Annotated in this window: 12 protein-coding genes; 8 read left to right on the top strand and 4 right to left on the bottom strand. The window is 39.3% G+C overall.

All coding sequences use genetic code 11. The features are described 5' to 3' along the window. Positions 1-29: 29 nt before the first annotated feature. From atpD to RUH60_RS02105, 4 genes are all read right to left on the bottom strand, one after another. Positions 30-1,541, bottom strand: a complete 1,512-nt coding sequence (gene atpD / locus RUH60_RS02120) for a F0F1 ATP synthase subunit beta (protein ID WP_313804720.1) — start codon at positions 1,539-1,541, stop codon at positions 30-32. 149 nt (positions 1,542-1,690) lie between these two features. Beyond that, on the bottom strand, positions 1,691-3,538 hold the full coding sequence (gene glmS, locus RUH60_RS02115) for a glutamine--fructose-6-phosphate transaminase (isomerizing) (protein ID WP_313804717.1): 1,848 nt from the start codon (positions 3,536-3,538) through the stop codon (positions 1,691-1,693). A 3-nt stretch (positions 3,539-3,541) separates the two neighbouring features. Then, entirely contained in the window at positions 3,542-5,272 is a 1,731-nt protein-coding gene (locus tag RUH60_RS02110; protein WP_313804714.1) for a DUF4270 domain-containing protein, read from the bottom strand. 9 nt (positions 5,273-5,281) lie between these two features. Further along, entirely contained in the window at positions 5,282-6,088 is an 807-nt protein-coding gene (locus tag RUH60_RS02105) for a glycogen/starch synthase (protein WP_313804711.1), read from the bottom strand. Between the two features lie 109 nt (positions 6,089-6,197). Here RUH60_RS02105 and panC point away from each other — a divergent pair, with 109 nt between their 5' ends. From panC to RUH60_RS02065, 8 genes are all read left to right on the top strand, one after another. Beyond that, entirely contained in the window at positions 6,198-7,046 is an 849-nt protein-coding gene (panC, locus tag RUH60_RS02100; RefSeq protein WP_313805043.1) for a pantoate--beta-alanine ligase, read from the top strand. Positions 7,047-7,060: 14 nt separating this feature from the next. Further along, positions 7,061-7,411, top strand: a complete 351-nt coding sequence (gene panD, locus RUH60_RS02095) for an aspartate 1-decarboxylase (protein WP_313804708.1) — start codon at positions 7,061-7,063, stop codon at positions 7,409-7,411. A gap of 1 nt (position 7,412) precedes the next feature. After that, positions 7,413-8,375, top strand: coding sequence for a lysylphosphatidylglycerol synthase transmembrane domain-containing protein (locus tag RUH60_RS02090; RefSeq protein WP_313804705.1), 963 nt, complete (start codon positions 7,413-7,415; stop codon positions 8,373-8,375). A gap of 46 nt (positions 8,376-8,421) precedes the next feature. Beyond that, positions 8,422-9,678 carry an alpha/beta hydrolase gene (locus tag RUH60_RS02085; protein WP_313804702.1) on the top strand — a complete coding sequence of 419 codons (1,257 nt, stop codon included), beginning with the start codon at positions 8,422-8,424 and terminating at the stop codon, positions 9,676-9,678. A 1-nt stretch (position 9,679) separates the two neighbouring features. After that, positions 9,680-11,041, top strand: a complete 1,362-nt coding sequence (gene radA / locus RUH60_RS02080) for a DNA repair protein RadA (RefSeq protein WP_313804700.1) — start codon at positions 9,680-9,682, stop codon at positions 11,039-11,041. An 18-nt stretch (positions 11,042-11,059) separates the two neighbouring features. Beyond that, positions 11,060-11,524, top strand: a complete 465-nt coding sequence (locus RUH60_RS02075; RefSeq protein ID WP_313804697.1) for a hypothetical protein — start codon at positions 11,060-11,062, stop codon at positions 11,522-11,524. An 11-nt stretch (positions 11,525-11,535) separates the two neighbouring features. Continuing rightward, positions 11,536-12,051 carry a hypothetical protein gene (locus RUH60_RS02070; RefSeq protein ID WP_313804695.1) on the top strand — a complete coding sequence of 172 codons (516 nt, stop codon included), beginning with the start codon at positions 11,536-11,538 and terminating at the stop codon, positions 12,049-12,051. Between the two features lie 12 nt (positions 12,052-12,063). Further along, the coding region (locus tag RUH60_RS02065; RefSeq protein ID WP_313804693.1) for a biosynthetic peptidoglycan transglycosylase at positions 12,064-14,026 on the top strand (1,963 nt) is incomplete at its 3' end.

Genomic DNA, 14,026 nt, shown 5'->3' with positions numbered 1-14,026 from the left:
TCAATTGCTAATTATCAATTGTTAATTGATTATGCTTCTGCTAACATTTTCTGTCCAGCTTCGATAACATCTTCGATGGTACCTTTCAAGTTGAACGCTGCCTCAGGTAAGTGGTCTAACTCACCATCGATAATCATGTTAAATCCTTTGATAGTATCTTTGATATCAACCAATACTCCAGGAATACCTGTAAACTGCTCTGCTACGTGGAACGGCTGAGACAAGAAACGTTGTACACGACGTGCTCTTGATACAGACAATTTATCTTCTTCGGACAATTCTTCCATACCTAAGATCGCGATGATATCCTGCAATTGTTTGTATTTCTGTAGAATCTCTTTTACTCTTTGTGCAGTAGCATAGTGCTCTTTACCTAAGATTTCCGGAGTTAAGATACGAGAAGTAGAATCTAGTGGATCTACCGCCGGATAAATACCTAACTCAGCAATTTTACGAGACAATACCGTAGTAGCATCTAAGTGCGCGAACGTTGTAGCTGGCGCCGGATCCGTTAAGTCATCCGCAGGTACGTAAACCGCCTGTACTGAAGTAATGGAACCTTTTTTAGTTGATGTAATACGCTCTTGCATCACACCCATCTCTGTTGCTAATGTTGGTTGGTAACCTACCGCAGATGGCATACGTCCTAATAACGCAGATACCTCAGAACCCGCCTGTGTAAAACGGAAGATGTTGTCTACGAAGAAAAGTACGTCTTTACCTTGACCTTCACCAGCTCCATCACGGAAATACTCAGCGATAGAAAGACCTGATAAAGCAACACGAGCACGAGCACCAGGTGGCTCATTCATCTGACCGAATACGAAAGTAGCTTTAGACTCTCTCATTCCCGGTTTGTCAACTTTGGATAAATCCCATCCTCCATTTTCCATAGAGTGCATGAAATCGTCACCGTATTTGATAATTCCTGACTCTAACATCTCACGAAGTAAGTCATTCCCTTCACGTGTTCTTTCTCCTACTCCTGCGAATACAGAAAGACCACCGTGACCTTTTGCAATATTGTTGATCAACTCCTGAATCAATACCGTTTTACCTACACCGGCACCACCGAACAATCCAATTTTACCTCCTTTTGCGTAAGGCTCGATCAAATCGATTACTTTGATTCCTGTAAATAAAACTTCTGTTGAAGTTGATAAATCTTCGAATTTTGGAGCCGGTCTGTGGATTGGCAATCCGTTCTCACCGTCTTTTGGTAAATCTCCAAGACCGTCAATAGCATCACCGATTACGTTGAAAAGACGTCCGTAAATATCTTTACCAATCGGCATTTGGATTGGTGTACCCAAACCTACTACTTCCTGTCCTCTAGACAAACCGTCTGTAGAGTCCATCGAGATCGTACGAACAGTATCTTCACCAATGTGAGACTGTACTTCAAGTACTAATTTTGAACCATCATTTTTAGTAATTTCCAATGAATCATAGATTTTTGGAAGCTCGGCGTTTTGTGTGTTGAAAACCACATCAACAACAGGTCCGATAATTTGTGCAACTTTACCTGTAACTTTAGACATTGCTTATGTATTTATTAAACAGCTATTTACGTTTTATGAAAAAACCTCTTTTTTCAGAGCGCAAAGATAGTTTTTTAAATGCTAATAATCCAACTTAATTTTTGAATTTTTTGCAATAAAAAAGCGGATGTGAGAATCCGCTTTACATTTTATTCAACCGTAACCGATTTGGCAAGGTTTCGGGGCTGATCGACATTACATTCACGCATTACTGCGATATGATACGACAACAACTGCAATGGAATCGTTGCCAACAAAGGTGTTAAAGCCTCTGCTGTATCTGGAATTTCAATAATATGATCGGCTAAATCTTTCACCTGAACATCGCCTTTAGTAACCACAGCGATGATTTTTCCGCTACGGGCTTTAATCTCCTGAATGTTACTCACTACTTTGTCGTAATGATTTTGTTTCGGAGCAATGACCACAACCGGCATTTGCTCATCGATTAAGGCGATAGGTCCGTGTTTCATTTCTGCTGCCGGGTACCCTTCTGCATGGATGTATGATATCTCTTTTAATTTCAATGCTCCTTCCAAAGCTACAGGGAAGTTGTAACCACGTCCTAAATACAGACAGTTCGGCGCATCTTTATATTTTGAAGCAATTGCTTTTGCTACTTCATTAGTTTGTAAAGCTTCTTCCACTTTTTCCGGAATCAATTCCAATTCCAACAAATAACGCTGGTAATCCGAATTACTCATCGTTCCTTTCGCTTTAGCCAAACGAAGCGAAATCAACGTCAAGATCGTAATTTGAGTGGTGAAGGCTTTGGTTGACGCCACTCCAATTTCCGGTCCGGCGTGTGTGTATGCTCCTGCATGCGTTTCACGAGAAATTGACGACCCAACCACATTACAAACTCCGAATACAAAAGCTCCTTTTTCTTTCGCCAACTTGATTGCCGCTAAAGTATCTGCTGTTTCTCCGGATTGGGAAATGGCAATCACTACATCATTTTCATAAATGATTGGGTTTCTGTATCGAAATTCCGAAGCGTATTCTACTTCAACCGGAATGCGGGCAAATTCTTCAAAAATATACTCGGCTACCAAACCGGCATGCCAAGAAGTTCCGCAGGCTACAATTAAAATACGGTTCGCATTCGTGAATTTTTCAATATTGTCTTCCACACCAGCCATTTGGATAATTCCTTTGTTAGCCAGTAAACGACCTCGGTACGTATCTTTAATTACGCTTGGTTGCTCGTAGATTTCTTTCAGCATGAAATGATCGTAACCACCTTTTTCAATCTGCTCCAAGTTCATCTGAAGCTGTTGAATGTAGGGATTTACCAAACTGTCGTCTTTAATACGACGCACTTTCATTGGTTTGTCCAAACGCACAATCGCCATTTCTTCATCTTCTAAATAAATCGCGTTGTTGGTGTATTCAATAAAAGGCGAAGCATCGGATGCCACGAAAAATTCATCTTCACCGATTCCGATAGCTAGTGGGCTTCCTAAACGAGCCACCACCATTTCGTTCGGTTTTTTCTTGTCCATCACAGCAATAGCATAAGCACCAACCACTTGATTTAAAGCTACTTGAACTGCTTTGCCCAGTTTTAAATCGTCTTTTTTCTGAATGTCTTCTATCAGGTTTACCAACACTTCTGTATCGGTGTCTGATTTAAATATATAGCCACGAGCCATTAATTCCTTTTTCAAAGGCTCGTAATTTTCAATAATTCCGTTGTGGATAATTACCAAATCTCCCGAATTGGAAAAATGCGGATGCGAATTCACATCGTTTGGCACTCCGTGCGTTGCCCAACGAGTGTGTCCCATGCCCATGGTTCCGTTTAAGGAGATTTCTTTTTCGGCACGTGCCTCTAAATCGGACACTTTCCCTTTGGTTTTGGCCAATTTAAAAGATTCGTTGTCACACAAAACCACTCCAGCACTGTCGTATCCACGATATTCCAGTCTTTTCAACCCCTTAATAATCACAGGATAGGCTTCTCTGTGACCTAGATATCCAACAATTCCACACATATATTATTCAGGTTTTGTATAATAAATCTCTAATTTAAGTCTTTTTTCAGTATTCTCACTTGTCGGACTGTGTAAAATCGTCCCTAGCGGATAAATAACGGATGAAACTGGCAATAATTTAACTTGAGGACTACCAACCGGGTTCTTCAAATATGCATTATTAACATTATGAATATTCTGAGAAACACCTAATCTTAATCTAAAATTTGTAGAATCGGTATTCCTGATACAGCTTCTCAAATATTCTGTGATTCTGAATTTATACTGATGTCCTTTACCATCCTTTTTTTGCAATATTCCACCATAAATGTACTTATTATACTTTGAACCAAGCGGGCTCACTGTTGGATCGGCTGAATAATCCACAACTGGCTTACTATTTTTGGAATCATACAAATAAAGTCGGAATGGAGCTTTTTGTTTAGAGGTTAAACTTGCATTAGTCGCCTCTGAATCATCAATAATTTCATCATCCACATAAAATGTCAAATTTGCCTCATTTATTAACCATCCTTGAGCTCTAATATAATCCAGATTATCCGGAACTCCATTTGAATCAGCATCTAAATTACCAAAAACATCGATGAATGCAGTTGATCCGTTTCCAGTACCCGTAGCACCTTTTCCTCCTCCAACTACATACAATCGATTTGAAATATTAAAATCATAATCGTTATCAAAAAGATTTACTGTATTCCCTTTTAAATTAAGACGCAGTGCACTCCTTTCAGTTTCAACTACTGGTGGAGTATCAGGATTATTATCAGAGTCAACTTCAACACCATAACTATACTCAATCTGAATATATCCTTTTGTGAAATCTAACATCGCCATTGCTCCTTCTCCACTACCGTTTGCCTCTGGTTCAAAAAACAATCCTCTGAAATAATCTTTAAAAGCAGTTTGATTTGCCAGTTTATCTACAGGAGCGTTAAGAATTCTTTTTCTAAAATACTCTTTATTAAGGTTTATCCACATACCAGGTAAAAAACGCTGATCCACAACCCTGTTTGTTATAGGATCTGAATCTGGTATCACATTCCCAGTATCATCTAAAAAATCACCATTCTGATTAGTTCTAAACAATATATGCTCTTTATTGCTAAAATAAAACTGATCATATTCCGGAGATGACGTGCTTGTCATATTTAATGGATCTCCATTAACAACAACATCACCTAATGCATTTGTTCCTTTCTTATATGGCTCAATTTTTGTGATTCTTTCGTCAGAGTAATGTTTCAAAATCCCATCAGAGGCATTTGGATCAAAATCCCCTAACTTATATCCGTTTTCATAGATTTTAAGTTTAAACTTAATTTCATCCCCATAAATAGAATCTAAAGTATATTTTCTGTATACATTATCATCTTCCATGCCGTCTTGTGTACTAAAATAAGGCACATAAACCCACACTGAGTCTATTTGCGGATTTATACCTGTGGTTGGTGATAAAGAACTTAATTCAGCCTGACTTACAAAACTTGATTTAGCTGTACCGAAAGCAGGATTTTTATAAACCCCAAGAGAATTTAAAGGCAAGTTGCTTGATTGCACTGCATTTGTCACATCATAACCGGTCTGCAAATCGTAGAACTCTCTTTTTTGGATTGCTAAATTTTCATCTCCAACAATCTCCGACCCTATTGTATTAAAGTCTTTATCACATGAAAACAACGAAAGGGTTACAGCAATAGCCAACAAACCCTTCAATATAAATTGTTTACTCATCATTCAATTAAATTATAAAACCTGATTTTTATAGAATGCTGTATACGCCGCAGCAAACTCTTCTTTCGGTGCGAAAGGTAGAAAAGGTTTCCCCGAACTTTCTATAAATTTTGTTAAACTTGGCGACACTTCTTCAGACGCAACAATCACCCCATCTGAGTGCATAATGGAAGCTTTCATGATGTTCTCAAAATTCGGTTCCGACAAATCCTGAACAGAAGCTTGCGGCACATTGTCAAACATCACTTTATTCATCATCGCAGCATCTAAATTTCCATCAAAAGACTGACTGTAAACCGAAGTTACAATTTTCGTATCCGCGAAAAGCGCTTCGTCTTTGTAGAAATGTTTCATATAAATCGGTAACATCGCTGCCATCCAGCCGTGAACGTGAATAATATCCGGCACCCAGTTTAATTTTTTAACCGTTTCCACAACGCCTTTCGCAAAGAAAATAGCTCTTTCGTCGTTGTCCGGATACAAAACACCTTCTTCGTCTGTAAAAGTCGCTTTGCGTTTGAAATATTCGTCGTTATCAATAAAATAAACCTGAATGCGTTCTTTTGGGATGGAAGCCACCTTAATAATCAAAGGCATATCCATATCATTTACCACCAAATTCATTCCCGACAAACGGATTACCTCGTGCAATTGATGTCTGCGTTCGTTAATATTCCCGTAGCGCGGCATAAAAATTCGAATCTGACCACCCTGATCGTTGATCATTTTGGGTACGTCATACGACATTAAAGAAACCTCATTTTCAGCCAGATACGGCACTACTTCAGATGATACATACAATATCCTCTTATCTTCCATTTGTAATTTTATTTTATTAAAAGGCACAAAAAACTCTGCAAAATTACAAAATTTTATGCAGTTGTTTAACAAAATAGTAATTTTGCTATCCAATTTTAATCAGAAGAAAATGAATATCTTCTCTAAAAAGTCTGATTTAAAGGCACATTTAGACAACTTACGAACGGCAAAAACCAAAATCGGTTTTGTCCCTACCATGGGTGCTTTGCACCAAGGCCATCTTTCGCTGATGAAAGAATCGATGAAAAACAATTCGATAACGGTAGTAAGTATTTTTGTCAACCCGACGCAATTCAACAATCCGGAAGATTTAAAAAAATACCCAAGAACTTTGGAGCGCGATGTCGAAAACATTAAAACGCTATCAAAAGATATCATCGTTTATGCTCCAACCGTTGAAGATATTTATGAAGGTAACACCAAATCGGTTGCTTTTGAATATGATGGTTTGGAGTTTCAAATGGAAGGCGCGCACCGACCAGGCCATTTTGATGGCGTTGGTACTATTGTGAAAAAATTATTTGAAATTGTTCAGCCCACCAATTCCTATTTCGGGGAAAAAGACTTTCAGCAATTACAGATTGTCAAAAAGATGGTGGAAAAACACCAACTTCCGGTGAAAATTCAAGGTTGCCCGATTCATCGTGAAAACAATGGCTTGGCGATGAGTTCCCGCAATGAAAGACTTTCAACCGAAGCCAGAAACGAAGCGGCGCTAATCTTCAAAACCTTAAAAAACGCCAAAAAGAAATTTGAAAACCAATCGGCAAATGAAGTCATTGCTTTTGTGACTAAAGAATTCGAAAAACACCCGAATTTCCAATTGGAATATTTCGAAATCGCCGACGAAGCCACTTTACTACCTTGCAAAAGAAAAAGCAAAACCAAAAAATATCGCGGTTTTATTGCGGTTTTCATTGACAACGTAAGATTAATTGACAATATTTCATTAAATTAATATAACTTTGCAACATGTTAATTCAAGTTGTTAAATCCAAGATTCACCGCGTAAAGGTGACTGGAGCCGATTTAAACTACATCGGAAGTATCACTATTGACGAGGCTTTAATGGAAGCTTCCAATATTTATGAAGGGGAAAAAGTATCCATCGTAAACCTAAACAATGGTGAACGATTAGAAACTTATGCCATCACCGGACCAAGAAACAGCGGCGAAATCACCCTGAACGGACCGGCTGCCCGAAAAGTACACAAAGGCGACATCATCATCATCATTGCCTACGGAACTTTAACGTGCGAAGAGGCCAAAGCCTTCAAGCCTTCTATCATTTTCCCGAACGAAGAAGACAACTCACTCAAATAGTTTGAACGAGAAGTTAAAAAAAATACTAAGCATCGGACTCCCACTTTTATTGGGAGTCTTTTTGGTTTTTTACACCTACAACCGTTTCACGCCAGAACAGCTAGAGGAAATGAAAGGGTATTTTCGCAATGCCGATTATAGTTATATTATCATTTCTTCGCTTTTCTCCATTGTCAGTTTAGCAGCCAGAGGTTACCGATGGAAATACAGTTTGGAACACATGGGCTATCTGTCGGATTTCAAAACTAATTTTTCGGCGGTAAACATCGGCTATCTGATGAATTACACGGTGCCGCGTTCGGGAGAAATTTCACGCGCTTTGGTGTTGAAAAAATACAAAGACATTCCGTTTGATAAAGCTTTCGGAACCATCATCGCCGAACGTTTTATTGACCTTTTCATCCTCATCGGATTTATTTTAACAGCCTTGTTCCTGCAATTCGATCAATTGTACACTTTTGTGGCGACCAAAATTCCGGTACAAAAACTGATTACGCTTGCCATAGTTGGCGGCATTGGTTTTATTGTAGCCGTTTTGCTTTTTATTTACTCGAAATGGAAACCTATTCTTTTCATCAAAGAAAAAGTTGCGGGATTAGTGGAAGGCTTACTCAGTACTTTCAAAATGCCGAACCGCGTTCCGTTTTTGATATTTACTGCTGTCATTTGGATTTCCTATGTTTTAACTTTCTATTCTGCCATTTTTGCTTTACCGGAAACTGGCGATATCGGCTTTGGAACCATTGTAACTGCTTTTGTGGTAGGAAGTTTAGCCGTAACTTTTACTAACGGTGGCTTTGGTGCTTTTCCGTTGATGATTGCCCAAATCTTGTTATTGTACAACATTCCGGAAACTGCTGGAACCGCCTTCGGATGGATTTTATGGACATCTCAAACTGCACTAGTCGTACTTTTGGGTGGTCTTTCCTTTTTACTTTTACCAATTCTGCAACGGAAAAAATAATTTGCTATATTGCTGTTCTATTTTCAACAGCTTAACGAAGTAAATTATGAAATCTAAAGTATTGCTATTGTTGGCCTTTATGGCAAGTTCCGTGTTTGCACAGCGCATCGATCAACCGTTCGAATCCCAAAAGTTAGGTGGTCCGCGTGACGTAACCATTGTATTGCCTCCTAATTACGAAGCCAACAAAGACAAAAAATATCCTCTTTTCGTTGTATTGGACAGCGATTATTTATTGGATCCGGTTTTGGGAACCATGAAATACGGTGCTTATTGGGATGATTTACCCGAAGTGATTATCGTCGGCATCAACCAAAACAAAGGTAACGAGCGCGAATACGATTCTCAGTTCGACGAAAACGGAATTCCTACAGAAAGCGGAGCTAAATTTTTCGAATTTTTAGGGATTGAATTGATTCCGTACATTGAAAAAAGCTTCCGTGTAGCGCCTTATCGTTTGATTGTTGGTCATGATGTCACTGCAGGTTTCTTAAACGCATATCTATACAAAGACAATCCGGTTTTCAATGCTTATTTGTGTTTGAGCCCAGATTTGGCAGCTGAAATGGAAACCCGTATTCCGGAGCGTTTAAAAATCATGCAAAAACCAATTTATTTCTACTTGGCGACGGCTGACGGCGATTTGAAAAAAGACCGCGAGCGCATCAAAGTGATGGAAGAAAACCTGAAAACGGTAAAATCGGATTTTGTAAAAACAGGCTTCGATGATTTCAAAAACACATCACATTATTCTTTAGTTCCGAACGCGATTAACAATGCAATTTTCGGGATTTTTGAAGGATACCAACCGATTTCCATGAACGAATTTCAGGAGAAATTGGGCAAAATGGACAAAGGTCACACCCAATATTTAGTAGACAAATACACGGCTATCGAAAAGAAATTAGGTTTCATGCCGAAAATCCGTTTGAGTGATTTCAAAGCCATTGAAGCTGCGATCATGAAAAACAAAAACTACGAAGATTTCATGCCACTTTCGGACTTAGCGAAAAAGAATTACCCTAAAACCATGTTACCCGATTATCACAAAGCTATGTTCTATGACAATACTGGCGAGCCGGCAAAAGCGCAAAAAGCTTTCATGTCAGCCTTCGGACAAAGTGAAATCCGCGATTTAACCAAAGACATGATGTTAGAACGTGCCGATGCCATCAAAGGGCAATTGAAAGGTAAAAACAAAAAGAAAAACAAAAATCAGGAAGAAGAAGTTGTAGAAGAAGTTCCGGTTGAAACTCCGGTTGAAACTCCTGCAGAAGTACCAGCCGAAGAACCAAAACAGTAAAATGGCCAAATTAAAAACTTCCTTTTTTTGTCAGAGCTGCGGCACCCAATTTGCCAAATGGCAAGGGCAATGCACGGCCTGCAAAGAATGGAACACTATTGTTGAAGAAGTAATCCAAAAGGAGGAAAAAGCAGCTTGGAAACCGGAAACTTCATCGGTTAAAAAAGCAGCCAAACCTCTGAAAATAAATGAAATTGATGCTACCGAAGAAATCCGTATGAACACCTCTGATGGGGAGCTCAACCGGGTTTTGGGCGGCGGCTTGGTTCCGGGTTCGCTAACGCTTTTGGGCGGTGAACCAGGTATCGGAAAAAGCACCTTATTGCTGCAGATTTCGCTGAAATTACCGTATAAGACGCTTTATGTTTCGGGAGAAGAAAGTCAGAAACAGATTAAAATGCGCGCCGAACGTATCACTTCGAATACCGACAACTGCTACATTTTAACCGAAACTAAAACTCAGAACATCTTCCGTCAGATTCAAGAAATTGAACCGGAGATTGTTATTATCGACTCGATTCAAACCTTGCACACGGATTATATCGAATCATCAGCCGGAAGCATTTCCCAAATTCGGGAATGTACTGCTGAACTGATAAAATTCGCCAAAGAAACCAATGTTCCGGTGATTTTAATCGGTCACATTACCAAAGACGGTAACATCGCCGGTCCGAAAATTCTGGAGCACATGGTCGATACCGTTTTACAGTTTGAAGGCGACAGAAACCATATTTACAGAATTTTGCGTTCACTCAAAAACCGTTTCGGTTCCACAGCAGAATTAGGGATTTACGAGATGCAAGGTTCAGGCTTACGCGAAGTGGCCAATCCATCCGAAATTTTAATTTCCCACAAAGACGAAGAATTATCCGGAACTGCGATTGCCACAACTTTAGAAGGCATGCGTCCGTTAATGATTGAAATTCAGGCTTTGGTTTCCACCGCTGTTTACGGAACACCACAACGCAGCACTACGGGTTACAACGCTAAACGTTTAAACATGATTTTAGCCGTTTTAGAAAAACGAGCCGGTTTCCGATTGGGCGCTAAAGACGTCTTTTTAAACGTAACCGGAGGAATTTCTGTGGACGATCCTGCAATCGATTTGGCCGTTGTGGGCGCGATTTTATCTTCCAACGAAGATATTCCGGTGGGTAAAAATGTTTGCTTTGCCGGTGAAGTGGGTTTATCGGGCGAAATTCGTCCGGTGAATCGCGTGGAGCAACGCATACAGGAAGCGGAAAAATTAGGGTTTTCGACCATTTTCGTTTCCAAATACAACAAGATTTCACTTAAAAACACGTTAATAGAAGTCAAAATGGTTGCCAAAATTGAAGATGTGGTAGAGCAACTTTTCGGTTAAATTTTAAAAACCTTTCTTATGAAAACGAAACTTTTTTCTCTTTTTGCAGTCGTTATTGTATTTGTTGCCTGCGACAAAAATTCGGTGTACAACAAATTAGATCGTGATTTCGAAAACAGCCGCTGGCAATCCGATGATGTAAAAACCTTTGAATTTGTTATTGAAGACGATTCTAAAATGTACAATATCGACTTGCAATTCAGCCACATTTATGATTATCAATATGCTACTGTTCCGTTGGAAATCAAAATGACAGCACCGGATGGAAAAGAAGAACAAATTCCGTTCGAATTGCAGATTAAAGACGCTTCCGGAAAACAATTATCCGATTGTACAGGTGACATGTGCGATTTGGTGGTTCCGATGAAAGAAAATCTGAAATTAGCCAAAGGAACGTACAAAATTACTGTCGGTCAAAAATTTAAAATTCCTTATTTACCGAATGTTCTGGCGTTGGGAGTTAACGTAAAAACGGTTGAATAATCTACTGATTCATGAAATCCCAAGTCGAAATTCTGCAAATCATCAATAACTTTCACGAACTGGGCGAAACGGCTCAGGCTGCGGAATTTATTTTGAAGGAATACGGCTTGGAACAACCTAATTTTAAGGGTTTCGAATACCGAGAAGCCGCCAAACCCGATTTTATTTTAATGACTACGGAAGGCACTTTCGGTGAACCACAAATCATTCGTTTGCCGGAAAATGCTTTTGAATTTCCACTAGATTTGATTTTGAATTTGATGGCGCACGAAATGGTCCACGTCATTCAGAAATCCAAAGAGAAAGAAGTCTTGGACAAAAACGAACGCGAATGGCAAGCGTATTACGAAATGCTGTTTCACACGATTTTCCCGCGAATTCCCGAATGTTCCGATTACCACAAAAAATTCTTTGCTTCCAAAGCATTTGAATACTACAACCGCATGGGCGAAGGTTCCGAACTGCAACATAAATATGCTGAACAGAAATTAAACGTAGAAAATTTAGTAGCTTCGTTGCCACAATAACACAACTTCACGATGCGAACTAAAAAGCAAAATTTCTTCCTGTTTCTGAAAATCTTTGCCGCTATAATGGTTCTGATTTTGGGTGGATTGTATTATTTCCGCGATGCGTTATTGCAACAAGTCATCGCGAAAGCCGAAACCAAATTCCAAACGGATTACAATTGTCATTTTTCGGTTAAAAAAGCGAATTTCAACGGACTTTCGGAAGTGGAATTGCACAATATTCTTTTAGTTCCTCAAAACGCCGACACTTTACTGGCCGTTCAAAACATTAAAACCAGTTACAGTTTTTTAGAACTCTTAACCGGCGATTTACAGTTGAACAACCTGGAAATGAACAACGGTTTCATTCAACTGGTTAAAAATAAAAACGGACGGAATTTTGATGCCTTTCTAAAACGCGACAATCAGGAAAAATCTGCTGAAAAACGCAATTACGCCAAACTGGCTTACCGTATCTTAAGCAAAGTTTTAAACTTGGTTCCATCGGAAATGCAACTTAAGAATTTAGCTTTACGCACCGACGATATGGGCCGAAAAGTAGTTTTCCAGCTGAACAATTTACAATTGGAAGACAAAAAGTTGCAATCCGACATTATCGTAAAAACAGCCGCTTTAACCCAAAATTGGAAGATTAGCGGTTTTGCCGATCCTCGCGATAAAAAAGCCGATTTGAAATTTTCCAGCAACGACACGACCAAAATTCAGGTGCCTTATATTGACGAACGTTTCGGTTTGAAATCGAGTTTTGACAATATTCAAGTCAAATTGGACAAACTCGAAATGGAAAGTGGCGAACTGCATATTGACGGCTTTACTTCGATTCAGAATTTCACGCTTAACCATCCGAAAGTTGCCCGAAAAGATGTGGTGATTGAAAATGCTCGTTTTAATTATCGCTTTTTGTTAGGTAGTGATTTTATTTCTGTAGACAGTACTTCATCGGCGCAATTGAACCACATCAAAGTCAAACCTTTTGCGGAATACAATACGGAAGAAGACACGATTTACAAGCTGAAAGTTGCCCTTCCTAAAATGAAAGCACAGGATTTCATTACTTCATTGCCGAAAGGACTTTTTACCAATTTTGAAGGTATGGAAGCCGAAGGAACGTTCGATTATCAACTCGATTTTGAATACAACAAAAACAAACCCAATAAACTGGTTTTCGACAGCAAACTCAACAAAGAAAATTTACGAATCCTCAAATACGGCGCGGCCAATTTAGCCAAACTGAACGGTGAATTTACTTATCGCGCTATAGAAAACGGCGTAGAACAACGTCCAATTTTAGTCGGAGCAGCCAACCCGAATTTTACGCCTTTGGATCAGATTTCGCCGTTTCTGGAAAAAGCGGTTTTGACCAATGAAGATCCTTCGTTTTTTCATCATCGCGGTTTCATTAACGAAGCGTTTAAGCAATCGATTGTGAAGAACATCCGAACCAAGAAATTTGCCCGAGGCGCGAGTACGATAAGCATGCAGTTGGTGAAAAACGTCTTCTTAACCCGTGAAAAAACCTTGTCTAGAAAACTGGAAGAAATCCTTCTGGTGTATATTTTAGAAAACAACCGAATTGCTTCCAAATCACGCATGTTAGAAGTCTATTTCAACGTGATTGAATGGGGCCCGAATGTTTACGGAATAGGCGAAGCTTCCCAATTTTATTTTCAGAAAAGCCCAAGTGAACTAAGCTTAAGCGAATGTTTGTATTTGGCTTCCATCGTTCCGAAACCGAAGAAATTCATGTGGCAGTTTGATGGGGAAGGCAATCAGAAATCGTATGCGGTTAAAAATCAGAAGTACATCAAAAACCTGATGCTGCGTCGCGCTTTGATTACCGATTTAGACACCATTGGACAATCCGTTCCGATTTACATTTCGGGAAAAGCGCGTTCGTTTTTAAAACTCAATACTGTGGTGGATTCTACGGTTACCGACTCCATCAGTTTTGATCCGGACGAATTCGATTTTT

It is taken from the genome of Flavobacterium sp. (genome assembly GCF_032153895.1).
Lineage (GTDB): Bacteria > Bacteroidota > Bacteroidia > Flavobacteriales > Flavobacteriaceae > Flavobacterium.
The sequence above is the reverse complement of the archived record's forward strand: the minus strand, read 5'-3'. Positions and strand labels throughout refer to the sequence as shown.